General features: G+C 72.5%; 21 protein-coding genes. 8 read left to right on the top strand and 13 right to left on the bottom strand.

The genetic code is table 11. The features are described from left to right. Positions 1–96: 96 nt before the first annotated feature. Together OG429_RS26805 and OG429_RS26800 are read right to left on the bottom strand one after the other, a co-directional pair. Entirely contained in the window at positions 97–2,976 is a 2,880-nt protein-coding gene (locus OG429_RS26805) for a putative bifunctional diguanylate cyclase/phosphodiesterase (RefSeq protein WP_405678411.1), read from the bottom strand. Between the two features lie 272 nt (positions 2,977–3,248). Then, positions 3,249–4,205, bottom strand: coding sequence for a 2-hydroxyacid dehydrogenase (locus OG429_RS26800; RefSeq protein WP_328927808.1), 957 nt, complete (start codon positions 4,203–4,205; stop codon positions 3,249–3,251). A 96-nt stretch (positions 4,206–4,301) separates the two neighbouring features. On the opposite strand from OG429_RS26800, the gene OG429_RS26795 reads away from it, so the two are divergent. The 3 genes from OG429_RS26795 to OG429_RS26785 all read left to right on the top strand — a co-directional run bounded on the left by OG429_RS26795 (position 4,302) and on the right by OG429_RS26785 (position 6,923). Beyond that, positions 4,302–5,309 (top strand): aldo/keto reductase, encoded by a 1,008-nt coding sequence (locus tag OG429_RS26795; protein ID WP_328927807.1) that lies wholly within the window; start codon positions 4,302–4,304, stop codon positions 5,307–5,309. Positions 5,310–5,432: 123 nt separating this feature from the next. Then, positions 5,433–6,671: a PQQ-dependent sugar dehydrogenase gene (locus OG429_RS26790; RefSeq protein ID WP_328927806.1), complete on the top strand. Its 1,239-nt coding sequence runs from the start codon at positions 5,433–5,435 to the stop codon at positions 6,669–6,671. A 63-nt stretch (positions 6,672–6,734) separates the two neighbouring features. Beyond that, on the top strand, positions 6,735–6,923 hold the full coding sequence (locus OG429_RS26785) for a DUF6191 domain-containing protein (protein ID WP_328927805.1): 189 nt from the start codon (positions 6,735–6,737) through the stop codon (positions 6,921–6,923). On the opposite strand, the gene OG429_RS26780 is transcribed toward OG429_RS26785, so the two are convergent. From OG429_RS26780 to OG429_RS26755, 6 genes are all read right to left on the bottom strand, one after another. Beyond that, the gene (locus OG429_RS26780; protein ID WP_328927804.1) at positions 6,868–9,933 is read right to left on the bottom strand and encodes a helix-turn-helix transcriptional regulator; all 3,066 of its coding nucleotides are present in this window, start codon (positions 9,931–9,933) and stop codon (positions 6,868–6,870) included. The two genes, OG429_RS26785 and OG429_RS26780, sit on opposite strands and share 56 nt — an antisense overlap. Positions 9,934–10,010: 77 nt before the next feature. Next, on the bottom strand, positions 10,011–10,178 hold the full coding sequence (locus OG429_RS26775; RefSeq protein WP_328927803.1) for a hypothetical protein: 168 nt from the start codon (positions 10,176–10,178) through the stop codon (positions 10,011–10,013). A 167-nt stretch (positions 10,179–10,345) separates the two neighbouring features. After that, positions 10,346–10,915 carry a hypothetical protein gene (locus tag OG429_RS26770; protein WP_328927802.1) on the bottom strand — a complete coding sequence of 190 codons (570 nt, stop codon included), beginning with the start codon at positions 10,913–10,915 and terminating at the stop codon, positions 10,346–10,348. A 79-nt stretch (positions 10,916–10,994) separates the two neighbouring features. Next, positions 10,995–11,549: a GNAT family N-acetyltransferase gene (locus OG429_RS26765; protein ID WP_328927801.1), complete on the bottom strand. Its 555-nt coding sequence runs from the start codon at positions 11,547–11,549 to the stop codon at positions 10,995–10,997. Positions 11,550–11,570: 21 nt separating this feature from the next. After that, positions 11,571–13,811, bottom strand: coding sequence for an MMPL family transporter (locus OG429_RS26760; RefSeq protein ID WP_328927800.1), 2,241 nt, complete (start codon positions 13,809–13,811; stop codon positions 11,571–11,573). 211 nt (positions 13,812–14,022) lie between these two features. After that, the gene (locus tag OG429_RS26755; protein WP_328927799.1) at positions 14,023–14,439 is read right to left on the bottom strand and encodes a signal peptidase I; all 417 of its coding nucleotides are present in this window, start codon (positions 14,437–14,439) and stop codon (positions 14,023–14,025) included. A 62-nt stretch (positions 14,440–14,501) separates the two neighbouring features. On the opposite strand from OG429_RS26755, the gene OG429_RS26750 reads away from it, so the two are divergent. The 5 genes from OG429_RS26750 to OG429_RS26730 all read left to right on the top strand — a co-directional run bounded on the left by OG429_RS26750 (position 14,502) and on the right by OG429_RS26730 (position 20,664). Beyond that, the gene (locus OG429_RS26750; protein WP_328930435.1) at positions 14,502–15,362 is read left to right on the top strand and encodes a GNAT family N-acetyltransferase; all 861 of its coding nucleotides are present in this window, start codon (positions 14,502–14,504) and stop codon (positions 15,360–15,362) included. 8 nt (positions 15,363–15,370) lie between these two features. Then, positions 15,371–15,871, top strand: coding sequence for a DinB family protein (locus tag OG429_RS26745; protein ID WP_405678423.1), 501 nt, complete (start codon positions 15,371–15,373; stop codon positions 15,869–15,871). A gap of 107 nt (positions 15,872–15,978) precedes the next feature. Further along, complete coding sequence (locus tag OG429_RS26740) at positions 15,979–18,063, top strand: penicillin acylase family protein (protein WP_328927797.1); 2,085 nt, start codon at positions 15,979–15,981, stop codon at positions 18,061–18,063. Further along, positions 18,060–18,686: a GNAT family N-acetyltransferase gene (locus tag OG429_RS26735; RefSeq protein WP_328927796.1), complete on the top strand. Its 627-nt coding sequence runs from the start codon at positions 18,060–18,062 to the stop codon at positions 18,684–18,686. The genes OG429_RS26740 and OG429_RS26735 overlap by 4 nt, the downstream gene beginning before the upstream one ends. 154 nt (positions 18,687–18,840) lie before the next feature. Continuing rightward, a complete protein-coding gene (locus OG429_RS26730; RefSeq protein WP_328927795.1) occupies positions 18,841–20,664 on the top strand; it encodes a protein kinase domain-containing protein in 1,824 nt (607 codons plus the stop codon). 67 nt (positions 20,665–20,731) lie between these two features. Here the strand turns inward: OG429_RS26730 and gatB are convergent, their stop codons facing one another. The 5 genes from gatB to OG429_RS26705 form a co-directional block, all read right to left on the bottom strand. Next, positions 20,732–22,243, bottom strand: coding sequence for an Asp-tRNA(Asn)/Glu-tRNA(Gln) amidotransferase subunit GatB (gatB, locus tag OG429_RS26725; protein ID WP_328927794.1), 1,512 nt, complete (start codon positions 22,241–22,243; stop codon positions 20,732–20,734). Positions 22,244–22,259: 16 nt separating this feature from the next. Next, positions 22,260–22,505 (bottom strand): hypothetical protein, encoded by a 246-nt coding sequence (locus OG429_RS26720; protein WP_328927793.1) that lies wholly within the window; start codon positions 22,503–22,505, stop codon positions 22,260–22,262. After that, positions 22,502–23,995 carry an Asp-tRNA(Asn)/Glu-tRNA(Gln) amidotransferase subunit GatA gene (gatA, locus tag OG429_RS26715; RefSeq protein WP_328927792.1) on the bottom strand — a complete coding sequence of 498 codons (1,494 nt, stop codon included), beginning with the start codon at positions 23,993–23,995 and terminating at the stop codon, positions 22,502–22,504. Before gatA ends, OG429_RS26720 begins: the two co-directional genes overlap by 4 nt. 5 nt (positions 23,996–24,000) lie before the next feature. Next, a complete protein-coding gene (gene gatC, locus OG429_RS26710; RefSeq protein ID WP_030010586.1) occupies positions 24,001–24,297 on the bottom strand; it encodes an Asp-tRNA(Asn)/Glu-tRNA(Gln) amidotransferase subunit GatC in 297 nt (98 codons plus the stop codon). A 189-nt stretch (positions 24,298–24,486) separates the two neighbouring features. Next, positions 24,487–26,667 carry a putative bifunctional diguanylate cyclase/phosphodiesterase gene (locus OG429_RS26705; RefSeq protein ID WP_405678429.1) on the bottom strand — a complete coding sequence of 727 codons (2,181 nt, stop codon included), beginning with the start codon at positions 26,665–26,667 and terminating at the stop codon, positions 24,487–24,489. Positions 26,668–26,868 lie beyond the last annotated feature (201 nt).

Genomic DNA, 26,868 nt, shown 5'->3' with positions numbered 1-26,868 from the left:
GGGGACATGCTGGTCCCGGCTTCAGCCGACGCGCTTTCCAAGTACGAGAATTCGGGTGCGCATGGCATTGACCCTCCCTCTGGCGGGAGGGTGATGTCAAGTAGGTGGGACGGGCGTCTCATTATGTGAGCCCCTATGGATGGCCATCGATCCCCCCGGCGAACCACCGGCCAGGGCGGGCTGCACCGCGCCACCCGGTACTGGGAAACTACCGCGCACGAGCGCGCGCCGCAGCCGGTATTCGTCGAGTGGCCCGGAGAAGGCCATTCCCTGGCCGTGGGTGCACCCCATGGCGCGCAGCGCCATCACCTGTTCGGGCAGGTCCACCCCGTCGGCCACCGATTGCATGCCCAGGTCGTTTGCGATCCGCAAGAGACCTGCGGTGATCTTGTGGAGCCGCGAGGACTCGACCACACCCTCCACCAGCCCGCGGTCCAGCTTGAGCATGTCCACCGGAAGGCGGCGCAGGGCGCTGATCGCCGCGTAGCCGCTCCCGAAGCCGTCCAGCGCGATTCCCACCCCGAGCCGGTTCAGGCCCGTCAGGCGGCGCTCCAGGTCGTCGAAGGGCACTCTGGGATCGGAAACGGCCAGCTCCAGGACCAGAGCACCGGAGGGCAGTCCGTGCCTGGTCAGCAGGGCCTCCACGGTGCCCAGCGGCATGGCCCGGTCGAGGAGCCGCTGGGCGGTCATCCGGACGGCCACGGGGACGCCGTGCCCGGCCCGGTGGCGGTCGGCGGCCTGCTCCACGGCCTGCTCCAGCAGCCAGCGCCCCAGCTCGGCGGTCCGCGACGCGTCCTTGCCGGCGGCGGCCGCGGACCCCTCGCTGTACTCCGCCACACGGAGGAACTCCGCCGGGGTGAAGAGGATGCCCTGGGTCGAACGCCAGCGGGCCTGTGCGACCACGGCGGAGACCTCGCCGGTGGCCAGTGAGACGACGGGCTGGTGCAGCAGCGCGAACTCGCCCTCGTGCAGTGCGGTCCGCAGCCGGCCCGCCAGCTCGGCCTTCCGGACGACCTCGGCCTGCATCTGCGGGGCGTACATCTCGACGCGGTCCTTGCCGCCCGCCTTGGCCCGGTACATCGCGAGATCCGCGTTGCGCATCAGGTCCGAAGGGGTGATTCCGGGGTCGGCGAAGGCCACGCCGATGCTGGCGGAGACCCGTACCTCGCTGCCGCCGATCCGGTACGCCTGGGAGAGGGTGGTGCGCAGCCGGTCGGCGATCTCGCGCGCCTGGTATTCGCGGGCGCTGCGGTCCCGGCTGCCGTCGCCGAGGATCAGCGCGGCGAACTCGTCGCCGCCGAGGCGGGCCGCGGTGTCCCCGGCCCGGACCGAGTCCTGGAGTCTGCGCGCGGCCTCGCTGAGCAGCTCGTCGCCGGCCTGGTGGCCGATGGTGTCGTTGACCGCCTTGAAGCCGTCGAGGTCGATGAAGAGCACGGCGGTGCTGTGGTCGCCCGCGCGCCGGCCGGTGAGGGCCTGGCGGACCCGCCGGGTGAACAGGGCCCGGTTGGGCAGGTCGGTCAGCGGATCGTGCTCGGCGCTGTGCTGGAGCTGGGCCTGGAGGCGGACCCGCTCGGTGACGTCCCGGCTATTGAGGATGAGCCCGCCCTGGTGCCGGTTGACGGTGGACTCCACGTTGAGCCATTCGCCGTCGCCCGACTTGAACCGGCATTCGATGCGGGTGGTGGGCTCCTCGGCCGGGGGCGCGGCGAGGAAGCGGCGCACCTCGTGGACCACCTTGCCGAGGTCGTCGGGGTGGATCAGGGCGGCGAGCTCGGTGCCGACCAGCTCCTCCGCCTCGCGGCCGTAGACCCCGGCGGCGGCGGGGCTCACGTAGTGCAGGGTCCCGGTGGGCGCGGCGATCATGATGACGTCGCTGGAACCCTGGACCAGGGAGCGGAAGTGGTTCTCCTTCTGGGCCAGTTCCTGGGTCAGCGCGATGTTGTCGAGGAGCATGATGCCCTGGCGGATGACGAGGGCGAGGACGACCGTGCAGCCGGTGAAGACTACGATCCGGTCGACCTTCCGGCCGTCCACGACGTTGTAGAGGATGCCCAGGGTGCACACGGCGGCCGCGAGGTACGGGGTGAGGGCGGGCAGCGAGCCGGTGATGGGGCGGCTGTGCGGGCGCTCCGCGCGCGGGTGGCCGACGGGCTCCGGGCCCGGGTGGAGGCGCCGGGCGCCCCAGGGCGCGTACGCGAGGAGCAGCGAGCCCGCGAACCAGCCGGCGTCGAGCAGTTGTCCGGACCGGTACTCCGCGCTCAGCAGCGGTGAGGTGAACAGGGCGTCGCTGAGCACGGTGAGGGCGAGCGCGGCGATGGCGGTGTTGACGGCGGAGCGGTTGGTCTCGGACCGCCGGAAGTGCAGGACCAGGACCATCGAGACGAGCGCGATGTCCAGGAGCGGGTAGGCGAGGGAGAGCGCGGCGCGCGGCACGCTGCCGGGGGCGCCGGACTGGGCGGTCCGCGCCGCGTGGGCCAGCGCCAGGCTCCAGGAGAGGGTGAGCAGGGAGCCGCCGATGAGCCAGGAGTCGAGCCCGAGGCACACCCAGCCGGCGCGGGTGACCGGGCGTTTGGCGAGGACGAGGAGGCCCACGATGGCCGGCGGGGCGAAGCAGAGGAAGGCGAAGTCGGCGAGCGAAGGCTTCGGTACCTCCTGGCCGAGGATCACCTCGTACCAGCCCCAGACCGCGTTGCCGCCGGCACCCATGAGGGAGGAGAAGGCGAAGAGCAGCCAGGCGGGCCGTTCACGGCTGTCGATCGCCCGCGCGTAGGAGTAGCAGGAGACCGCCGCGAGTAATCCGGCGGCGCTGAGCCCGAAGTCACCCATGATCTCGGCGACTTCCTCCGACCCCCAGTTGAGGGCGGCGCCGACGGCGTACCCGCCACTGACCACCGCGAGGAGCAGCTGCATGGCCAGGCCCTTGCCTCCGCCCGAAAGGGACGGGCGGTTCAGGAGCGCCGCCCCCTGGGCACTCACCGGTCCCCCTCGCGAGCTGCTTCCGACGCACCCCATCGTCGCCTCCGGCGGCTGTGCCGTGTCGGATCCTTTGTCCATTGGCCGTACATCGCCCGTCGCCCCCCAAAGTGTCCGATCACTCCCCAGCGCCAGACGTTCGTGGCGCAGCCCCTTCTTCCGGACGATACACCACTTTCGTCACTCAGGGACATACCTTCTCTACGCTGCGTTACCATCAAGGGAGTTGGTCCTGCTGAACGCATCCGGACGACTGCGGAGCGTGCTCGCTCGCGTCACTCGGTGATCAGCACCGTGTGTTCCACGGACTCCCCGGCGGCGAACCGGGTCAGCTGGCGCGCCACCATGCGCTTGGCCCGCGGCTCGAAGGCCGAGCTGCTGCCGCCCACATGGGGCGTGATCAGGACATTCGGAGCATGCCAGAGCGGGTGGCCCGCGGGCAGCGGTTCCGGGTCGGTGACGTCCAGCGCCGCCCGCAGCCGGCCCGAATCCACCTCCGCCAGCAGGGACTTGGTGTCGACGACGGGGCCGCGCGCGACGTTCACGAGCAGGGCGCCGTCCTTCATGCGGCTCAGGAACTCGGCTCCGGCCAGGCCGCGGGTGGATTCGGTGAGCGGCATGGTGAGGATCACCACGTCGGCCCGCGGCAGGAGTTCGGGCAGGTCGGCCAGGGCGTGGACGGGGCCGCGCGGCGCGGTGCGTGCCGAGCGCGCGACGCGGTCGACCGGCCCGCACTCGAAGGGCACGAGCCGGTCCTCGACGGCCGAGCCGATCGCTCCGTAGCCGACGATCAGGACGGACTTGTCGGCGAGGGCGCCGTAGAAGCCGGCCCTCCACTCCTCGCGGTCCTGGCTCCGGACCATGCCGGGGATGCCCCGCAGGGAGGTGAGGACGAGGGTGAGGGCGAGTTCGGCGGTGCTGGCCGTGTGGACCCCGACGGCGTTGCACAGCCGTACGCCGGGACGCAGGCTGCCGAGGCCCCCCGGCTCCCCGACGAGATCGTCGATGCCGGCGGTCAGGGTCTGGACGACCTGGACGGCGGACATCGAGGCCAGCGGGCGCACGGTGACCGCGGGGGGCTTCATGTACGGGGCCACGTAGAAGACGCAGTCGGCCGGATCGGCGGGGAAGTCGTCCTCGCCGTCCCACACGCGGTATCGGAAGGAGTCGGGCAGGCCCTCGATCTCCGCGGCGGGGAAGGGGAGCCAGACGTCCCAGGTCTTTGCAGTCATGATCACGAGGCTATGCCAAGCCATCGCGATCAAGCCGTTAGTTTGATTGCGGGACCGGGAGCGGCGGGACCGGGAGCGGGGGAGGGGGACGCACGGGTGGAGCGCAGGTCGATCGGGGCGGGAGCACTGGCGGTGGGCGCGGTCGGACTCGGCTGCATGCCGATGAGCTGGGCGTACGCGCCTTCGCGGCGGCGGGGGCAGGAGTCGGTGGCGGCGGTGCACACGGCGCTGGACCTGGGGTCGAACCTGCTGGACACCGCCGATGTGTACGGACCGTTCACCAATGAGCTGCTGCTGGGGCGGGTGCTGCGGGACCGGCGCTCCGAGGCGTTCGTCTCGGCCAAGGTCGGGCTGCGGGCGGGCGACCAGCACGTGGTGGCCGACGGCCGGCCCGGCTATCTGCGGCGGGCCTGCGACGCCTCGCTGCGGCGGCTGCGGACCGATGTCATAGACCTCTACCAGCTGCACCGGGTGGATCCGGAGGTGCCGGTGGAGGAGACCTGGGGTGCGATGGCGGAGTTGGTGGGCGCGGGGAAGGTGCGGGCGCTCGGGTTCTGCGCGCTGGGGGCGGGCGCCGGGCCGGGGGCCGGGCGGCGCGGGGACCGGGCGTACGCCACGACCGTGCGGCACCTGGAGCGGGCGCAGCAGGTGTTCCCGGTGAGCGCGGTGCAGGCGGAGCTCTCGGTGTGGTCGCCGGAGGCGGCGTGGCAGCTCCTGCCGTGGTGCGCGGCGCGCGGGGTGGGTTTCCTGGCGGCGATGCCGCTGGGCAGCGGATTCCTGACGGGGACGCTCACCCCGGGCGAGGGTTTCGAGTCGGAGGACGTGCGGGCCCGGCATCCGCGGTTCACGGCGCACGCGATGGCGTCGAACCAGGGGCTGGTGGCGGGGCTGCGGCGGGTGGCGGGACGGCACGGGCCCGAGGTCACGGTCGCGCAGGTGGCGCTGGCGTGGGTGCTGGCGCAGGGGCCGCAGGTGGTGCCGGTGCCGGGGGCGGACCGGGCACGGTGGGCGGCGGAGAACGCGCGGGCCGCGGAGGTGCGGCTCACGGCCGGGGACCTCGCGGAGATCGCGTCCCTTCCGGTCGCCGTGGGAGCCTGGGACTGACGGGGACGGGGCCTCGCCCACAACCACTCGATCGGGTGTACGAGTGGTGGAACTTCGGGAACCTCTGCGGCTGTTGAGACGGGTGAAGGGGCAGGATCGGAGCACCGGGAAGGGAGCAGGGCGATGCGATACGGAAGTTCTCGCGGGCGGCAGGCGGGGTTCGGGGGCCCGGGCGCTCGGCGTCAGGGCGTGCTGGCGGCCCTCGCGCTGGCGGGGTGCGGCGCCCTGCTGGTCACGGGATGCTCGCCGGCGGGCGGCCCGGGCTCGGCGGCGGGCAGCTCTCCACCGGGCAAGGCCGCGACCGGCCCCGGATCACCCGGCCCGTCGGGGAGCCCGTCCGCCTCTCCGCAGGCCTCGGGCCCGCCGGCCAAGGGCTCGGTGACGGTGGCCGGTGAGGTCGCAAAGGGCCTGGAGTCCCCGTGGGGTGTGGCCCCGCTGCCCGGCGGGGACCTGCTGGTCGCCTCGCGGGACAAGGGGACGATCAGCAGGGTCGCGGCGGACACGGGCGCGGTGACGCAGATCGGCAAGGTGCCGGGGGTGGCTCCGGGCGGGGAGGGCGGGCTGCTGGGCCTCGCCCTGTCGCCGTCCTTCGCCTCGGACCGGTTGGTCTACGCGTACTTCACGACGGAGTCCGACAACCGCATCGCACGGCTGCGTTATGACGAGCAGAGACCTGCCGGGCAGCAACTGGGCGCCCCGGACACGGTGTTCCGGGGCATTCCCAAGGGCCTCGTCCACAACGGCGGCCGGATCGCCTTCGGCCCGGACAAGATGCTCTACGCGGGAACGGGCGAGACCGGTGACAAGGGGCTGGCGCAGGACAGGAGATCGCTGGGCGGCAAGATCCTGCGGATGACGCCGGACGGGGATCCGGTGCACGGCAATCCCGAGGCCGATTCGGTCGTCTACTCCTACGGGCACCGCAATGTGCAGGGCCTCGCGTGGGACAAGGACAAACGGCTGTGGGCGGCCGAGTTCGGCCAGAACACCTGGGACGAGCTGAATCTGATCGAGCCCGGCGCCAACTACGGCTGGCCGGAGGCCGAGGGGAAGGCCGGCAGACCGGGCATGCGGGATCCGGTGGCCGTGTGGAAGACCGACGAGGCCTCCCCGAGCGGGATCGCCTGGGCCGAGGGGTCGGTGTGGATGGCCGGGCTGAAGGGCAGCCGGCTGTGGCGGATCCCGCTGGCCGGTGCGGAACTCGCGGCGGAGCCCGAAGCGTTCCTGGAGGGGAAGTACGGGCGGCTGCGCACGGTGCTGGCTCTCGGCGGGGACAGACTGCTGCTGGTCACGAGCGAGACGGACGGGCGCGGATCGCCGGAAGCGGGCGACGACAGGATCCTGACACTGACAGTGCGATAGCCGGCCCGGACAGGGCTTTGGCCCCCGTGGGGGACGGAAGGCACGGTGGACGCGGTGTTCAACATGATCGAGGAGCTTTTCAACCCGGGACGGGGGCACACGGACGACGAGAAGAAGCGGTTGGAGCTATCCCGGGTCGACGTCGGTGACGGGGACCCGGGACGGGGGCCGATAGACCTGGAGTCCGGCCACGTGCTCATACGCCTCGACGAGCGGCCTCCGGCGGAGGAGCGGCCGGCCCGGCCGGTGTAAAGAGGCGCAGCCGGTGGGCGAGGGCGGCCGCCTCGCCGCGGCCTGCGACGCCCAGCTTCGCCAGGATGTTCGAGACGTGCACGCTCGCCGTCTTCGGGGAGATGAACAGCTCCTCGGCGATCTTGCGGTTGGTGCTGCCGGCCGCGACCAGGCGCAGTACCTCGCGCTCGCGGCTGGTCAGGCCCAGCTCCTCCACGGGGTCGGCCTGGGGTACCTGCGGGACCTGGGGTGTGTCCGCGGTGGACAGCGGAAGCCGGGCGCGCTGTGCGAGCAGGGCCAGGTCCTCACGCAGCCGGCGTGAGCCGAGCCCGTCGGCGGTGGCGTGGGCCTCGCGCAGCAGGGCGGCGGCTCGCTCGCGGTCGGCGCCGGCGGCTAGCAGGGCCTCGGCGAGCCGGTGGCGGGCCCGGGCCAGCAGGTACGGGCGCTCCAGCGGGCGGACGGCCTCCTCCACGGCGCTCCAGTCGGCCACGGTGTCCCGGGCCTCGGCCCGCAGCAGTTCGGCCCGGAGGTACTCGGCGTGGGCGCACCACACGGGGGCCGGGGCGGGCAGGTTGCGGGCGGCCTTGCGCAACACGCCCAGGGCGGATTCCCGGTCGGCGTCGGCGGCCGGGAATCCCCGGGAGTCCGCCTCCGCGGTGGCGGAGGCGAGGAGCAGCGGCCAGCCGTAGCGGTGCTGCCCGAGCGGGAATCCGTAGGCGACGGCGGCGGCCGTCTCGGCCCGGACGTCGGCGATCCGGCTCTCCCCCGCGGCGACACCAATCGCGAGACGGTACAGCGGTATCCGGTGCTGGGGCTGGATGGCGTGGGTGCCGAAGTGGGCGTGGGCGGCGGTGAGCTGCTGGGCGGCCTCGGTCAATTCACCGCGGGCCAGTGCCAGATGGGCGAGCTGGGTGGCGGCGGCGCCGCGTGGGGCAGCGCTCTGCCCGACGAGCAGCGTGCGCCGGGCCGCCTCGGCGGCCTCGTCCCAGCGGCCGAGGCTGTAGAGGCTCTCCGACATGTTGCCGCTGACCCAGGCCTCGGAGTCCAGCAGCCGGGACTTGCGGACCAGTTCAGCGCCCAGTTCAGCCAGTTCCACGGCTTCACGGGACCGGCCCAGACCTTCCAACTGAGAGGCGAGGTTGATATGTGCACGACCCGCGAGCACGGCGAGGCCGAGTTCCGTGGCCCGTTCCCTGACCGAGTGCATCTCGGCGAGACCGGCTTCGGGGTCGCCGGCGTCGGTGATCAGGCTGCCGACGGTGATCCGGGCATTGAGCTCGATGTCTTCGGCTCCGACCATCCGCGCGTATTCGACGGCGCGTTCGGCGGCGTCGATGTTGCCGGGGCCGGGGTCGTGGAGCATGCCCCAGCCCGCGGCCCGGACCAGGACCTCGGCATGCACCTGGGACGGGGGCAGCCCCTGTACGAGCTCCTGGGCCTTGGCGATCTCGTCCCAGCCGTCGCCCCGGCCGAGGCTCGCGACCAGCCGGGAGCGTTCGGTCCAGAACCAGGCGGCCCGCAGCGGGTCGTGGCCGTCGTCCAGCATGCGCACGGCCGTCTTGCAGAACTTCAGGGCGCGTTCCCGCTCCCCGCCGTAGCGGGCTGCGACGGTCGCCTCGGCCAGCAGGTCGAGCCGCTGCAGCGGGGTGGTGGCCGGGTCGCAGCCGCACGGAGGGTACACATCGGTGTAGTCCGCCGGGCGAAGCGCCTCGCGGACGTCCTCCGGGGCGCTCTCCCACAGGTCCATCGCCCGTTCCAGCAGGCGCAGCTGCTCGGAGTAGGCGTGTCGGCGGCGGGCGGCCACGGAGGCGGCGAGCGCGGCGGGCAGCGCCTTGGACGCGTCGTTCGCGTGGTACCAGTAGCTGGCGAGCCGGATGACCCGCTCCTCGGCGCGGATCAGGGACTCGTCGGCCTCCAGGGCCTCGGCGTAGCGGCGGTTGACGCGGGAGCGCTCGCCGGGCAGCAGGTCGTCGCTCACGGCCTCGCGCACCAGCGAGTGGCGGAAGCGGTAACCGTCCCCGTCGATGGTGGCGAGCAGGATGTTGGCACCGACGGCGGCCCGGAGAGCTTCGATGAGCTCGTCCTCGCTGAGCCCGGCGACGGCGCGCAGGAGCGGGTACTCGACGGTGGAGCCGCCCTCGGCGACCATGCGCACGACGCCCTGGGCCCGTTCGGGGAGGACCTCGACACGTACGAGGAGCAGGTCGCGCAGGGATTCGGTGAGTCCGGCACGGCAGCCGCTCGCCCGGGAGGCGACGAGTTCCTCGACGAAGAAGGCGTTGCCGTCGGAGCGGTCGAAGACGGAGTCCACGAAGTCCTCGTCGGGCTGCGAGGCGAGGATGCCGGCGAGCTGGCGGCGCACCTCGGCCCGGTTGAAGCGGGGCAGCTCGATGCGCCGGACCGTGCGGAGCCGGTCCAGTTCGGCGAGGAGGGGCCGCAGCGGGTGGCGGCGGTGGACGTCGTCCGCGCGGTAGGTGGCGACGACGACGAGGCGACCGCTGGACAGAGTGCGGAAGAGGTAGGAGAGCAGGTGGCGTGTGGAGGTGTCCGCCCAGTGCAGGTCCTCCAGGACGAGGACGACGGTGCGGTCGGCGGCGAGCCGCTCCAGCATCCGGGCGGTCAGCTCGAAGAGCCGGGCGGTGCTTTCCTCGTCGTGCGGGCCGCGCGGGGTGTCGCCGAGTTCGGGCAGGATCCGGGCGAGTTCGTCCTCCTGGCCCGCGGCTGCGGCGGCGAGCTCCTCGGGGAGCTGCCGGTGCAGGGTGCGCAGGGCCGTCGAGAACGGGGCGAAGGGAAGCCCCTCCGCCCCGATCTCCATACAGCCTCCGACGGCGACCACGGCGCCGCGGCGGGCCGCTTCGCCGAGGAACTCCTCGGTGAGGCGGGTCTTGCCGACCCCGGCCTCGCCCCCGATGAGCATCGCCTGCGGCTCACGGCTGGCGGCGCGGGTCAATGCGTCGGTGAGTACGGCCAGTTCGTCGGCGCGGCCGACGAACACCGGGCTGACAGATCTGGTCTCCACGTCGCCGAGCATCGCACAGACGTCCCTGGCGGCGGCACTCGTTATCCCTGCGCTTCTCATCACGTGTCAGTTCACGCGGTCGGCGCGGGTCACGCGGTGCGGGCGAAGCGGCTCCGGTGCTCCCTCACCGCCCTTTCGGGTTCCTGGCTTCGTGAGGAGGCACGGCGCGCCTTCTCGGCCTCCCGCACCAGGCGGTACGCGTCGGCCTCGCGGATGAGGTCGGCGTTGCGGGCGGCTGCGATCTCGTACTCGAACATCTCGTACTCCCTGGTGGCGTTTCTCGGGCACCTCGTTCGGTGTGATCCAAGATTCGCGTCCCAGGGGGTACCGGCACATCGGTCGCATGCCGCATCTGCCGGGGCCGCAGGGCCTTAGTCCGGGGCGGAGGGTTCGTGAGCCGGGCCGAGGAGGCCTAAGGCGGTGCCTAGGCGGCTGCCTTCGGGATGGTGAGGAGGAGGTCGAAGTACATGAGGACGAAGAGCAGGATGCCGAGGGCGCCCAGCGCGATGGCCGCCCAGGAGACGGACCGGACCCAGGCGGGGAGGGTGCGCTCGGGGGTGCCGAAGGCGGGCAGGGCCAGCACGAAGACGGCGATGATCAGGGCGAGGGTGGCGAAGATGCCGTTGACAAGGGCGGTGGAGTGCCACGGGCCGATGAACTGGGCGGCGATCTGCGCGTTGGCGTCGGCGGCCTGGGTCAGCTCCAGGCGGCCGGTGATGCTCTTGCGCTCGGACACGATGCCGGCGACCCAGCTGCCGCTGAGCGCGACGACGGAGAGACCCGCGGCGACGATCGCGGAGGCCGCGGATCCGACGTGGCTCGGCTGCTCGTCCCCGGCCACGTCCTCGGCGAACGTTTCGTCGTCCAGGTCCGCGTCGGTGAGTACGGCGTCGGCCTCGGCCTCGGCGGGCTGGGGGATCTCGGCCTTCTCGAGGTCGGCGGGGGTGGCGTCCGCCTCGGAGGCGTTCGGGGCGGGGGTCTTCGTGGTGTCCATGCGGGGCACGGTAAGCGGCGAGTCTGAGAGGTTCATGAGAATTGCGGCGGGCCCCGCGGCCGCGGGGCCCGGACCGGGTTCAGGAGGGACGGGCCGCCGCCCACTCGTGGGCGAGAACCGCCCAGATCTCGGTGCTCTGGCGCGCGCCCCGGTGCAGGTGGTTCTCGCGCATCACGCCCTCGCGGGTCAGGCCGAGGCGCTCGGCGACCGCGATGCTCTTCTTGTTCCCGGTGGCGACGTGCCACTCCACGCGGTGCATGCCGCGCCCGTTGAAGGCCCAGTCGATGAGCACCCGGCAGGCGGCGGTGACCAGGCCGCGTCCGGCGGCGGCGGGCTCCAGCCAGCAGCCGACCTCGCAGTTGCCGCCGGCGGCGTCGAAGACCGGGTAGAGGACGCCGCCGACGAGCGTGCCCTCGACCCAGATGCCGAAGAAGCGGGTGCCGTCGTTCGCGGCCTTCTCGGCGTTCGTACGGAGCAGCTCGCGCGCCGAGTCCAGGTCGGTGGCACGGTCGGGGAAGCCGACGTACTGGCCGATGAACTCGCGGCCACGGTCCATGTGGGCGAGGAATTCCTCGGCGTGCCACACCTCCAGCGGCTTGAGCTGGGCGTCTTCGGCCAGGTCTATCGCGAACATGCGGGGAGTCCTTACGGCTGGTCAGCGGGACACGGGTACGGAGTCAGCCGGCTCCGCGCTGTCATCGCTCGGCCGCTGTGCCGGAAGTTTCGCATGGGGGCGGTGTTCCGGGGGCTCGATGCTGATCCGGGGCAGCCGCCGGTCGAGCCAGGCGGGCAGCCACCAGTTCGCGCCGCCGAGCATGTGCATCAGGGCCGGGACGAGGAGGGTGCGCAGCACGAAGGCGTCGAGGGCCACGGCCGCGGCGAGGGCGATGCCGAACATCGCGATGATCCGGTCGCCACTGAGGACGAAGGCCAGGAAGACGGAGATCATGATGACGGCGGCCGAGTTGATGACCCGGCTGGTCTCTGTGAGGCCCACGCGGACGGCCCGCTTGTTGTCACCGGTCTCCAGCCATTCCTCGTACATCCGGCTGACGAGGAAGACCTGGTAGTCCATCGAGAGTCCGAACAGTACGGACACCATGATCACGGGCAGGAAGGGTTCGATCGGCCCGGCACTGCCCAGGCCGAGCAGCTCGCTGCCCCAGCCCCATTGGAAGACCGCCACGACGACTCCGAAGGAGGAGGCGACCGCGGCGATGTTCATGAGCGCCGCCTTGAGCGGGATGCCGATGGACCGGAAGGCCAGCAGCAGCAGCACGCAGCCGAGGGTGATGACCACTCCGACGAAGAGCGGCAGTTTCCCGACGATGACCCCGGCGAAGTCGTCGTAGCCGGCCGTCACGCCACCGACGTGGACCTGCATGGAGCTGCCGTGCCCGGCGCGCGGGATGACGTCCTCGCGGAGTCTGTCGACGAGGTCGCTCGTGGCCCGGGACTGGGGGGCGGAGTCCGGTACGACGGTGAGGACGGCGGTGTCCCCGCTGCGGTTGAGGACGGCCGGGCCGGTGGAGGCGACGCCCTTCGTCGTACGGAGCGCCTCGGCCAGGCGCTCGACGGCGAGGCGGTCGCCGGCTCCGTCCAGGCGGGCGACCACGGCGAGCGGGCCGTTCGTGCCGGGCCCGAAACCCTCGGCCAGCAGGTCGTAGGCCTGTCGGGTGGTGGAGCCGGCCGGGTTGTTGCCCTGGTCGGACGTGCCGAGGTGGAGGAAGAGGGTGGGCAGTGCCAGCACCAGCATGACCGCGGTGGCGACGGTGCCGAGCAGTTTGGGGTGCCGTTCCACGAAGGCGGACCAGCGGGCGGCGAAGCCGGTGGTGTGTTCGGGCCGCGGACCGTCGGCGGCGAGTCTGCGGCGCTCGCGGCGCGAGAGGGCTCGGGTGCCGATGGAGGAGAGGAGGGCGGGCAGCAGTGTGACCGAGGCGGCGACCGTGAGGACCACCGTCACGGAGGCGGCTATCGCGACGCCGTCGAGGAAGTTGAGCCGCAGCACCAGCATGCCGAGCAGCGCGATGCAGACGGTGGCTCCGGCGAAGACGACGGCCCGGCCGGTGGTGGCGACGGCGTTCTCGGCCGCCTCCTCGACGGGGAGTCCGCGCGCGAGGCCCTTGCGGTGCCGGGTGACGATGAACAGCGCGTAGTCGATGCCGACGCCGAGGCCGACGAGGGTGCCGAGCATCGGGGCGAAGTCGGCGACCGGCATCGCGTGGCCGAGCAGGGTGATGCCGAAATACGCGGTGCCCACGCTGACCAGGGCGGTCGCGATGGGCAGCAGGCTCGCGGCGAGCGAGCCGAAGGCGAGGAAGAGGACCAGGGCCGCGACGGCGACACCGATGACCTCGGCGAGGTGCGCGGTGGGCGCCTCGGTCAGCCCGACGGCGCGTCCGCCGAGTTCGACCTGGAGGCCGTCGGCCTCGGTGGCCGGGTTCTTCGCCGCGTCGACGACCGCCTGGGCCTGGGCCTTGGGTACGGCGTCGGCCTGCCGCTCGAAGGTCACCACGGCGTAGGCGGTGCGCCCGTCGGGGCTGATCCGGGCGGCGCTGTCGGGGCCGGGGCCGTAGGGGCCTGCGACCGATCCGACGCCGGGGAGCGCGGCTACGGCGTCGAGTGCCCGGGTCATGCGCTGCCGTACGTCCGGGGTGCGGGCGCTCTGATGCTCCGGGGCCCGCCACACGATGGTGTCGGTGTCTCCGCCCTGGCCGTGGAAGCCTTCCCGCAGGAGGTCGCCCGCCCTGCCGGACTCGGTGCCGGGGACCTCGTAGTCGTTGGAGAACGCGGACCCGGCGCTCGCCGCGGCCGCCGTGGTCCCCCCGAGGGCGAGCAGCCAGATCATGACGGCGAGGAGTCGGTGCCGCATGCACCAACGCGCGAGTGCTGCCAACGGAAACGTGCTCCCTGGTGGTTCGGATCTTTACCGGGAGACAGCCCGTCGCAAAGAACGCTTGAACTCGTGAAGGCCGGGCCGACCGCTCGGGGGATCGCCCCGGAAGTGCGGCCAAGATGGTCTACGCCTCGACGATCTCAGCGTTTCGTGATCGTTGGCCCCTTTCGTGTGCATCGTCACAGGGGAACCGGGAAGTGCGGGACGTCGGTCACCCAGCGGGCCGGCCGGAGGGCTCGGGGCGGCCCTGGTCATCGGGTTCGTCGGTCCGGTAGCCGGGGATCGAGGGCCACCGGACGGTGAGGACCACCGCGTCCTCCTCCGCGTACCAGGAGTGGTCGACGCCGCGCCCCCAGAGCACGTAGTCCCCCTGCTCGGCGAGGACGACCGTCCGTCCCGGGAACTCCAGCCGGAAACGGCCGCTGATCAGTACCAGCAGCGCGGTCCGCTTCTCCGCGGTCGCCCAGCGCTCCCGCTCGTCGCCCTTCGGGTGGACACCCCATTTGATCTCCACGTCCTCGCTGTGACGGGGGTCGGCGGGGTCTTTGAAGTGGCCGAGGAGCCAGCCCCGGTCGGCCGCGGCGTCGGGGGTGGCCTTGCCGGTGTAGATGGTGGAGTCGTCGTTCACGGGGTGAGGTTAATGCAGTTGTGGGACCGGTCGGCCACTGGTGAGCTGGGCCGATGACGACGATGGATCATGACGAACTCCGCCGGGTGCGGGCCGAGTACGACGCCCGGATGCGCCGCGGCGCGCAGCCGGACGCGGCGTCGGCCCGTGTGGAACGGGCCCGCGCGGTCGTACGGCAGACCGTGCCCGGAGCCGGCTGGAACGGCGTGCTCTGGTCGGACCTCGACGAGGGGACGGCGGACGCTGAGATCGCGGCGCAGGTCGCGTACTTCGATGCGCTGGGGACGTCCGAGTTCGAGTGGAAGCTCTACGACTACGACCGGCCGGCGGACCTGGGGCAACGCCTGCGGGCGGCAGGCTTCGTGCCGGAGCCGGCCGAGACGCTGATGGTCGGCCGGACGCGGGAGCTCGCCGCGCTCCCGGTGGAGCCGCCGCAGGGCGTCACCCTGCGGGTGGTGACGGACGAGGCGGGGGTGGACCTGATGATGGACGTCCACACGCGGGCCTTCGGAACCGAGCGGCCGCAGATCCGGGAGCAGATGCTGAGCCTGCTGCGCCACGAGCCGGACACCATCGAGGCCGTCGTGGCGATGGCGGGCGACGTCCCGGTGAGCGCAGCTCGGATGGAGATGCCGCCGGGTGCCCCGTTCGCAGGGCTGTGGGGCGGCGGCACGGACCCCGGGTGGCGCGGCCGCGGCATCTACCGGCTGCTGGTCGCCCACCGGGCCCGCGTGGCGGCCGAGCGCGGGGTCCCGTACCTCCAGGTGGACGCCTCCGCCGACAGCCGCCCGATCCTGGAGCGGCTGGGGTTCGGCGTGCTGGGCGTGACGGTGCCGTACGTGTGGACGCGGGGGCAGAGCGGCCCCGCCGATCGGTCCGGCCTCGTCGACGGGCTTCCGGGCGACGGTACCCGGCGGGCATGATCACCGGCATGGAACGCATCGACCCGCCTCTGACCGGCCGCGAGCGCGAGACGCTCCGGACCTACCTCGACTACCACCGGGCCACCCTCGCCTGGAAGTGCGAAGGTCTCGACGACGAGCAGCTTCGGCGCGCCTCGTCGCCCCCGTCCACCCTGTCCCTGCTGGGGCTGGTGCGGCACATGGCCGAGGTCGAGCGGCACTGGTTCCGCCGCGTCCTGAGCGGTGAGGACCTTCCCCACCTGTGGTCGGACACCCACGACTTCCAGGCCGCCTACGACGCCTCCGGGTCCGGCCGCACCGAGGTGTTCGCCGCCTGGGAGGCGGAGGTCGCCCATGCCCGCCGCATCGAGGCCGCCGCCGAATCCCTGGACGTGACGGCGTACGTGCCGAGCTGGAAGGAGGAGGCCTCGCTGCGCCTGCTCATGCTCCACCTCATCCACGAGTACGCGCGCCACAACGGCCACGCCGACCTGCTCCGCGAGGCGATCGACGGCGCCACCGGAGCCTGAGCCCGGCTCGGAGCGGCTCGGAGCGGCTCAGGGAACGAACCCTTCCCCGGCACCCCTATAGTTAGGGCAGCCTAACCTAATGCACCGTGGGGAAGAGTGTGAGCAGCGTGAGCAGTGCGAGCGGCGAAAGCGTCGGCGCGTTCGGGGAGTACGGGACGTACGAGGTCTACCGCGACCCCTGGGGCATCCCCCACCTCCGCGCCGCCGACGCCCTCGGCCTCGCCTACGCCCAGGGACGCGTCACCGTCTTCGACCGTGCCTGGCAGCTGGAGGTCGAACGCCACCGCGCCCAGGGCTCCAGCGCCTCCTTCCTCGGCGCGGACAGCGCGGCCTGGGACACGTTCGCCCGCCAGTGCCGCATCGACGACACCGCCCGCCGCTGCCACGCGGCCCTCGACCCGGAGACCGCCGCCTGGGTCGGCGCCTACGTCGACGGCGTCAACGACGGGCTGACCGCCGGCGCCGCCCGCGACGAGCGCTTCGCCCGCACCGGCCTCACCCCCACCCCCTGGGAGCCGTGGGTTCCGCTCGCCGTCTGGACCGCCACCCACATCCTGTTCGCCGGCTTCGCCACCAAGCTGTGGCGCGAGCGCGTGGCCCGCGCCCTGGGCGAGGAGGCGGTCACCCTCTTCGCCACCGACGGCCCCGGCACCGCCGGCAGCAACGGCTGGCTGGTGCCGGGCGACCGCACCGCCACCGGCGCGGCGATCATCGCGGGCGACCCGCACCGATTCATCGAGGACCCGGGCGTCTACCAGCAGATGCGCATCTCCTGCCCGGAGTACGACGTCCTCGGCCTGGCCGTCCCCGGCGTACCGGGCCTCGCCCACTTCGGGCACAGCGGCACCGCCGCCTGGGCCATCACCAACGCGATGGCCGACTACCAGGACCTGTACACCGAGCGGCTGCGCGGGGAGGGCCCCACCCTGGAGGCCCTCGGCCCGGACGGCGGCTGGGAGGCCGTCGCCCGCCACACCGAGACCGTCACCGTTGCCGGCGGCGCGGACATCGAGGTCGAGGTGCTGGAGACCGCCCGCGGCCCGGTCGTCGTCCGCGAGGGCGAGGAGACCCTCTCGCTGCGCTACCCGCCCCGCGTCCGCCGCGACCTCGGCTTCGCCGCCCTCCCCGCCCTGCTGCGCGCCCGCACCGTCGCCGACATCGACCGCGCCCTCGACGGCTGGGCCGAGCCGGTCAACGTCGTCCACGCCGCCGACTCGGCGGGCGGCCTGCTGCACCGCGTCGCGGGCGCCGTGCCACTGCGCGATCCCGCCAACCGGCTGCGCCCCGTGCCCGCGTGGGACCAGCGGTACGTCTGGCAGGACTGGGCCCCGACCCCCGCCGAGCCCGTGCAGGGCTTCGCCGTCATGGCGAACGCCCGCGGGATCGCCTCCCCGCTCGGCGTGGAGTTCGCGCCCCCGCACCGCGCCAACCGCATCCGCGAGCTGCTCAGCGGCTCCAGGGACTGGTCCCCGAAGGCGATGGCCGACGTACACGCGGACACGCACCTCGCCTCCGCCGAACCGCTCCTCGCCCTGCTGCCCGCGCTCGACGACCTGTCCCCCGCGGCGCAGGCCCTGCGCACCCGGCTGCTGGCCTGGGACCGGCACATGGCGGCCGACAGCACCGACGCCACCGTCTTCTCGGCCTTGCGGACCGCGGTCGTACGCCGTCTCGCCGCCGATCCCGTCTTCGCGGACCTGGCAGGCGCCCCCACCGGCCCGGAGGTGTTCCACCCCTGGCTGTACCTGGTCCCCCGGGTCGGCTACGCCCTCGAAGGCCTGCTCACCACCTCGCTCCTCCCGGGCCTCGACCGCGTCGCGCACGTCCGCGCCGCCTTGGAGGAAACGGCCGCGACCGGTGCGCCCGACACCCCGTGGGCGGAGGTCCACCGCCTCTCCCCCTGGTCGGCGCTGCCGGACCCCGAGGCACGGTGGCCCGGCCTCGGCGGCGACCACGACTGTGTGAACGCCACCTCCTCCGTCCCCGGCTTCACCGACCTCACCGCCCGCGCCTCGGCGGCCCGTTACGTCTGGGACCTGGCCCGCCGCGAGGACAGCCTCTGGGCGGTCCCGCTCGGCGCGGACGGCGTCACCGGCTCACCCCACCACCGCGACCAGCTCCCGCTGTGGGCGCGGTGCGAACTCGTCCCGGTCGTCACCGACTGGTCCCGGCTCACCAAGGAATCGATATGAGCGCCGCCTCCGCGTCCACCTCCGCCTCCACCCGGCAGCCTGTGTACACCCGCCTCGTCGAAGACTTCGGCACGGTCACGATCACGCCGGTCGACCCGGCCGCCGACTCCGCCCTCATCCACAGCTGGGTCACGCAGGAGCGCGCCCGCTTCTGGGGCATGGGCGAGGCCAGCCGCGAGCTGGTCCAGGAGATCTACGAGGACGTCGACCGCCGCACCACCCACCACGCGTTCATGATCGCGCGCGACGGCGAGCAGGTCGCACTGTTCCAGACGTACGACTGCGCCGAGGACCGGGTCAGCGAGTGCTACGAGGTCCAGCCCGGGGACGTCGGCGTGCACCTGCTGATCGGCCCCAGCGGGGGCGTGGCCCAGCACGGCTTCACCGCGGGCCTGATGACCGCCTTCATCGCCTACCTGTTCTCCGACGGCGGCGCCCGGCGCCTGGTCGCCGAGCCGGACGCCCGCAACGCCAAGGCGGTCGCCCTCCTGGAGCGCACCGGTTTCACACTCGGCCCGGAGGTCGAACTCCCGGAGATCGACCTGCCCGAGGTCTACCTCCCGGCCAAGCCGGCCCGCCTGGCCTTCCTCAACCCGCCGGCGTCTTCGCAGAAGATCGGCTGACCGGCGTACGACTGTTCGGCGGTGTGCGAGCTGGGCGGTGGCCGGAAGGCGCCGCCCATGCCGTCACCCTAACGGGGATCCCGATTCCCATTGACCCCGCACGCCCGACGGCTGGAAGCTGATCCCCAATCAAACCACTGGCGCTGGGGGGAAATTGACCAGCCAGAACCTGCACATCGGGCCGGACTCGGCGGCGGACCGCTACCGCTTGCTCCGGTCGATCGGGCGCGGCGGGGAGGCCGTGCTCTACCTCGCGGAGCTCGAGCTCGCCGGCGGATCCGAGCCCGTGGTCGTCAAGGTGCTCGACTCCAAGACGACCATCACGCCGGACATCTTCGATCGCATCAGCCAGAAGTGGAACGAGCAGGCCGAGCTGCTGCGGTTCGTCCACCGGCCCGGTGTGGTCGGCGTACGGGAGCACTTCGAGGGGCCGCCGATCCACCGGCCCGGCGAGTCCTCGACCCTGACGGGGCGGGCGCTCGTCCTCGTCATGAACCACGTCGACGGGCTCGACCTGCGCGACTGGCGGGCGGAGCGGACGCTCGCCACCGCCGCCGAGCGTCGTGAGGTGATGCGCACGCTGGAGCAGCTGGCCGACGTACTGGACTGGCTGCACTCGGGGAAGGCCACGCCGTCCGGGCGCCAGGTGATCCACGGAGACCTGTCCCCCGGCAACGTGATGGTCGACGCGCACGGGCAGGCCACCTTGGTGGACTTCGGCCTCAGCAAGCTGACCGCCGACCACCAGACGGCGGAGGTCTGGTTCACCCCGGGCTACGCGGCCCCCGAAGTCTTCGACGGCAAGCGCACCCCGGGTACGGACCGGTACGCCTTCGGGGCGATCGCGTACTTCATGCTGAGCGGTGAGTCCCCGCCCAATTCGCCGGACCAGCTGGCCCGGGCGATGGCCGCGCTCCCGCAGCTCGCCGTGCTGGACGCCGGGCAGCGGGCCCGGATCACCTCCATCTGCGCGGGCGATCCCGCCGAGCGGCCGGTGAGCCTGTCCGGCTGGATGAAGGACGTCCGCCACGCGGTCGTGTCCACGACCGCGTCCTCCACCTCGCAGCGGGCGGTGCAGGACGCGGCCCCGGCGAAGCCCGCGGCGGCTCCGACTCCGCACGTGCCGCCGCCGCCCGCGTACGCCCCGGCGTCCCCGACGCCCGCGCCGGCACCGGCACCGGCGCCGGCGCCCGTCCCCGTACCGGAGCCCCTGCCCGAGGCCCTGCCCGCGACGGTGCCCACCGGGTACGGGCCGACGTACAACCTGGCGCCGCCCACGGCCCCGGCCCCGGAGCCGCCCCGCCCCAGGAAGCGCCGGACCGCCCTGATCCTCGGCTCGGCGGCCACCGTGGTGGTCCTGGCGGCGCTCGCGGTGCTCGGCGTACGGCTGCTCGGCGACAAGGACAAGGCGGCCGGCCGGGCCACGGACAGCAAGCAGTCCGCCGGACCCAGCCCCTCCGCGGACCCGACGGAGTCGGACTCCCCGACCCCGTCCCCGTCGGTCAGCGACAGCGGCGGGAGCAGCGACGGCCCGTCCGCCGAGCCCGGTGCGACGGGGTCCAGATCGCCCTCGGGCTTCGCTCCGGACATCAAGGCCGCCGATCTGACCGTCATGGCACCCGTATCGGGTCTGGGCAACTTCAGGATCGGTTCGGCGAAGATCAACACCAAGCAGTACGGGACCGCCTTCATCGCGGAGCCCGACTGCAACGACGAGGCGATCACGGAGTTCGACCTCAACCGCGAGTGGAAGCACCTGGAGTTCACCGCCGGGATCGACGACGGCTCCACGAACCAGAAGGGCCGGGTCACCATCGCCCTCGACGGCAAGCCCGCCGCCTTCTCCGAACTCGTCGAACTCGGCAAGCCCGTCACCCAGTCGGTGGACGTGACCGGGGCCCTGCGGCTGCGCGTCAAGGTCGACATGGGCTGCAACAACGGCACCGTCGTCATCGCCGCCCCGCAGCTCACCCGCTGACCCGGATACGCCGACGGCCCCGCACCGGGATCCGGTGCGGGGCCGCCCTGCCATGCGACAGGGGCTGCTACTCGGAGACGCCCAGGCGCTCCAGGATGAGCTCCTTGACGCGCGCGGCGTCGGCCTGGCCGCGGGTGGTCTTCATGACCGCGCCGACCAGCGCGCCGACGGCGGCGATCTTGCCGCCGCGGATCTTGTCCGCGATGGCCGCGTTGCCCGCGATGGCCTCGTCCACGGCCGCGCCGAGCGCGCCCTCGTCCGAGACGACCTTCAGGCCGCGCTTCTCGACGACCTCGTCCGGGCTGCCCTCGCCCGCGAGGACGCCTTCGAACACCTTGCGGGCGAGCTTGTCGTTGAGCGAACCGTCGGCGACCAGCGCCGCGACCCGGGCCACCTGGGCCGGGGTGACCGGCAGCTCGTCGACGCCGACGCCCTGCTCGTTGGCGTTGCGCGCCAGCTCGCCCATCCACCACTTGCGCGCGGCGGCCGAGTCGGCACCCGCCTCGATCGTGGCGACGATGGAGTCCACCGCGCCCGCGTTGAGGATCGACTGCATGTCGTGCTCGGTGACGCCCCACTCCTCGCGGAGCCGGTTGCGGCGCACGCGCGGCATCTCGGGGAGGCCGGCGCGCAGCTCCTCGACCCAGTCGCGGGCCGGGGCCACGGGGACCAGGTCGGGCTCCGGGAAGTACCGGTAGTCCTCGGCGTTGTCCTTGATGCGGCCGGAGGTGGTGGAGCCGTCCTCCTCGTGGAAGTGACGGGTCTCCTGCACGATCGTGCCGCCGGACTGCAGGACGGCCGCGTGGCGCTGGATCTCGAAGCGCGCCGCGCGCTCGACCGACCGGAGCGAGTTGACGTTCTTGGTCTCGCTGCGGGTGCCGAACTCGGACTCGGGGGTCGGGCGCAGCGACAGGTTCACGTCGCAGCGCATCTGGCCCTTGTCCATGCGGGCCTCGGAGACGCCGAGCGCCTTGATGACCTCGCGCAGCTCGGCGACGTACGCCTTGGCGACCTCGGGGGCGCGCTCGCCCGCTCCTTCGATCGGCTTGGTGACGATCTCGATGAGCGGGATGCCGGCGCGGTTGTAGTCCAGCAGGGAGTGGGACGCGCCGTGGATACGGCCGGTGGCGCCGCCGACGTGCAGCGACTTGCCGGTGTCCTCCTCCATGTGGGCGCGCTCGATCTCCACGCGGAAGATCTCGCCGTCCTCCAGCTGGACGTCCAGGAAGCCGTTGAAGGCGATGGGCTCGTCGTACTGGGAGGTCTGGAAGTTCTTCGGCATGTCCGGATAGAAGTAGTTCTTCCGGGCGAAGCGGCACCATTCGGCGATCTCGCAGTTCAGCGCGAGGCCGATCTTGATGGCGGACTCGACGCCGATCGCGTTGACGACCGGCAGGGAGCCGGGCAGACCGAGGCAGGTGGGGCAGGTCTGCGAGTTGGGCTCGGCGCCCAGCTCGGTGGAACAGCCGCAGAACATCTTGGTCTTGGTGCCGAGCTCGACATGGACCTCAAGGCCCATGACGGGGTCGAACGAGGCGAGAGCGTCCTCGTACGAGAGCAGTTCGGTGAAGGTGGTCACGGTGAAACTTTCCCTCTCAGCCCAGCAGGACGTCGTCGTCGCCCAGGCGCTTCAGCTCGCGGTACAGGATCGCGAGGCCGGTGACGATGGCGGCGGCGGACACGGCGGCGTCGACCAGCTTCAGCATGTCGTGCTCGCTGCGGGCCTTCTTGACCTGCTTGATCACGCCGATGGCGCCGAAGGCGGTGGTGCCGATCGACAGGTAGGTGCCGGTCTTGGACTTCTTGAAGCCCTTGGCCTTGGACAGTGCACTGGTGCTCACAGCGACGGTGCCTCCTCAAGCAGCGGGTGACCCCAGCGCGCGACGAAGGCGGCCTCTACGGCGGCGCCGACCTTGTAGAGCCGGTCGTCCTTCATCGCGGGGGCGATGATCTGCAGCCCGACCGGGAGACCGTCCTCCGGCGCCAGGCCGCAGGGCAGCGACATGGCGGAGTTGCCGGCCAGGTTGGTCGGGATGGTGCACAGGTCCGCGAGGTACATGGCGAGCGGGTCGTCGGTGCGCTCACCGATCGGGAAGGCGGTGGTCGGGGTCGTCGGGGAGACGATCACGTCGACCTTCTCGAAGGACTTCTCGAAGTCCTGGGTGATGAGCGTGCGGACCTTCTGGGCGGAGCCGTAGTACGCGTCGTAGTAGCCGGAGCTGAGCGCGTACGTACCGAGGATGACGCGGCGCTTGACCTCGTCGCCGAAGCCGGCTTCGCGGGTCAGGGCGGTGACGTCCTCGGCGGACTTGGTGCCGTCGTCGCCGACGCGCATGCCGTAGCGCATGGCGTCGAAGCGGGCCAGGTTCGAGGAGCACTCGGACGGCGCGATCAGGTAGTACGCGGCCATCGCGAGGTCGAAGGACGGGCAGTCCAGCTCGACGATCTCGGCGCCGAGCTCGCCCAGGAGCTCCACCGACTCGTTGAAGCGCTGGACGACACCGGCCTGGTAGCCCTCGCCGGCGAACTGCTTGACCACGCCGACGCGCATGCCGGCGACGGAGCCGTTGCGGGCGGCCTCGACGACCGGCGGGACCGGGGCGTCGATGGAGGTGGAGTCGAGCGGGTCGTGACCGGCGATGACCTCGTGGAGGAGGGCCGCGTCCAGGACCGTACGGGCGCAGGGACCGCCCTGGTCGAGGGAGGAGGAGAAGGCCACCATGCCGTAGCGGGAGACGCCGCCGTACGTGGGCTTCACGCCGACCGTGCCGGTGACGGCGGCGGGCTGGCGGATGGAACCGCCGGTGTCCGTGCCGATGGCGAGGGGGGCCTGGAAGGCGGCCAGCGCGGCTGCGGAGCCGCCGCCGGAGCCGCCGGGGATCCGGGTGAGGTCCCACGGGTTGCCGGTGGGCCCGTAGGCGCTGTTCTCGGTGGAGGACCCCATGGCGAACTCGTCCATGTTGGTCTTGCCGAGGATGACGACGTCGGCTTCCTTCAGCTTGCGCGTCAGGGTGGCGTCGTACGGCGGGATCCAGCCTTCGAGGATCTTCGAACCGACGGTGGTCGGGACCCCGACGGTGGTGAAGATGTCCTTGAGGGCGAGGGGCACGCCGGCCAGCGGGCCGAGCTTCTCGCCGGCCGCGCGCTTGGCGTCGACGGCGCGGGCCTGGGCGAGCGCGCCTTCGCGGTCGACGTGCAGGAAGGCGTGGACCTTCTCGTCGGTCGCGTCGATGCGGGCCAGGTGGGCCTCGGTGACCTCGACGGCCGTGAGCTCGCCGGAGGCGATCTTCTCGGCGGTCTCGGCGGCCGTGAGCTTGATGATGTCGGTCATGGCTGTTAGTCCTCCCCCAGGATCTGCGGCACCTTGAATCGCTGCTGCTCCTGGGCGGGAGCGCCGGAGAGCGCCTGCTCGGGGGTGAGCGAGGGACGGACCTCGTCCGCGCGCATGACGTTCGTCAGGGGCAGCGGGTGGGAGGTCGGCGGGACGTCTTGGTCGGCGACCTCGGATACGCGGGCGACCGCGCCGATGATGTCGCCGAGCTGTCCGGCGAAGTGATCCAGCTCGTTGCTGGACAGCTCAAGGCGCGCCAGCCGAGCGAGGTGGACGACCTCCTCGCGCGTAATGCCAGGCATGCAGCGATCCTCTGGGGGTGGGTGGATGTTTCTTTTCGGACCCAATCCTATGGGGCCCTGCCCCCGACCCACGAAACGGTTTGCGCTGATGCCGCCACGAGGCTGGGCGCGGGCCCGCCGCACGGGGCTTCCCGGGCTCCGCCCGGGGTCCGGGGCGGAGCCCGGCAACGGCGCCGCGGCCGACCGCGGTCAGACCGCGTCGGCCTCCGCGGCCGCGAGCTCCGCCGAGATGTCGGCCGGGCGGCGCCAGCCGCGCTCGCCGCGCGCCAGCAGCCAGGCGGTGGCCTCCTGCGGCGGCATCGCGGCGGCGACCAGCCAGCCCTGCACCGCGTCGCAGCCCAGGTCCCGCAGCCGCTCCCACGTCTCGTCGTCCTCCACGCCCTCCGCCACGACCAGCAGGCCCAGCGAGTGCGCCAGGTCCACCGTGCAGCGGACGATCTCCGCGTCCTGCGCGTCGACGGCGAGCCGCCCGACGAAGGACCGGTCGATCTTCAGCTCGCTGACCGGCAGGCGGCGCAGGTGGACCAGCGAGGAGTACCCCGTGCCGAAGTCGTCCAGGGACATCTTCACGCCGTGGCCGGTGAGCCCCGCCATGGTGTCCGCCGCCCGCTGGGGGTCCTCCAGCAGCACGTGTTCGGTTATCTCCAGCTGGAGGCCGCTCGCCGGGACCCCGTGCCGGGCCAGCCTCGCGGCCACCGCTCCCGCGAACCCCGGGGTGTGGACGTCGCGCGGCGAGACGTTGACGGCCACCGGGACCTTCAGGCCCTGGGCCCGCCAGCGCGCCGCCTGGGCGAGGGCCGTCTCCAGGACGTACTCCGTCAGGTGCGGCATCAGGCCGGAGGTCTCGGCGATCGCGATGAACTCGTCCGGGGACACCCGCCCGCGTTCCGGATGCACCCAGCGCACCAGGGCTTCGAGCCCTGCGACCTGCCCGTCGAAGCGAACCTTGGGCTGGTAGTGGAGTTCCACTTCACCGGCGTCGAGGGCCCGGCGGAGATCGCCGAGGAGGCCCAGGCGGTCGGGCGTGTTGCTGTCCCGCTTGGACTCGTACACCTCCACGCCCGTGCGGTCGCGCTTCGCCTGGTACATCGCCACGTCCGCGCGCCGCAGCAGCCCCTCCGCGTCCAGCGCGTGGTCGGGGAAGACGGCGAGGCCGGCGCTGGCCTCCAGGACGAGGGTGAGGCCGTCCAGGTCCAGCGGGGAGCTGAGCTCCGCGACCAGGTGGCGGGCGATCCGCTGGGCGCTGGTGGTGGAGTCGGCGACGGGGAGCAGCACGGCGAACTCGTCACCGCCGAGCCGGGCCGCCTCGGCCTCCTCGGGCAGGGCCTGGCGCAGCCGGTCGGCGATCTGGAGGAGCAGCCGGTCGCCCGCGAGGTGGCCCAGGGTGTCGTTGACCGCGCGGAAGCGGTCCAGGTCGATCAGTACAAGAGCTGCCCGAGTGCCCGAACGTTCGGCCTCGTCCAGGGCGCTCCAGGCCCGTTCCAGCAGCCACTGCCGGTTCGGCAGCCCGGTCAGCGGATCCCGCAGCTGCTCCTCGGCGCGTGCCCGGGCGATCCACAGGGTGGAGTCGAGCGCGATCAGCGGTACGGCGAACAGCGGCAGCAGCACCGGCTGCGTGACCGCGACGACGCAGATCAGCGGGGCGATGCCGAGCAGGGCGACGGCTACTAAAGCCTGCCGGATCAGGGCCGTACGGGCGACCGTGGGCAGGCCGCCGCCGCGCGGGGCCAGCGCGATCCGCAGCAGGACCCTGGTGGAGAGCAGGTAGGCGACGGCGACGAGGACGACCTCGGGCACCGCGTCCAGGCCCCAGGTGGTGGGGTTCCAGGGGGTCTCGACGGACGGGGCCTCGCCGAAGGCGGCGAGTACGAGGGCTCCCGCGCCGATGCCGAGGATGTCCACGGAGCCGTGCAGCAGGCCCTGCCGCCAGCGGTGCCGGCGGGCGGCTCCGACCAGGGAGACCACCGCCAGCGAGACGAGGCCGGCGGGCACCCACCCGTAGAGGATGAGCACGCCGAGGGTGAGTGCGGCGCCCGATCCGGTGCCGCCCCACCAGCGGTCGCGGCCGAGCGCGACGAGGTGGCCGACGATGATACCGGTGAGCAGGGCGAGCGCCCAGCCCACCGCGCCACCGGGGAACAGGACATGACGGCGGGTCAGGGAGGAGGCGATCCCGGCCGCGAGCACCACGACGGACAGGCCCACGACGGCGAAGGACAGCACGCCGCGCCGTCCCACTCCGGGCCCGCCGGCCGTGAGCGGCCGGGTCTCCGGTGTCCTGGACCCCAGGACACCCATCCGCCCCGCCCGCATGGACGGGATGTCCCCGCCGAATTCATGTGACGGGTCGGCGCTCTCGGTGGGTTTCATGCCCGTCCCTCTCACAGCCGGCGATGCCGATGTCACGCAATGGCCCCGTTGTCGTGCCACCACGGCTGGAATCGCATCCTGCAGCCGTGCACGAGGGGCGCACCCCTCAACAGTAGGACGCGAGAGGGGCCCAGGGGCAGCGGTCGGCGGTGGTTGCCCGAATGCGACCCGGCCATCCTCATCAGTACGGTATCCGCCGAA

The sequence above is a fragment of the Streptomyces sp. NBC_00190 genome, from assembly GCF_036203305.1.
GTDB lineage: Bacteria > Actinomycetota > Actinomycetes > Streptomycetales > Streptomycetaceae > Streptomyces.
This window is presented reverse-complemented; position numbering and strand designations above follow the sequence as displayed.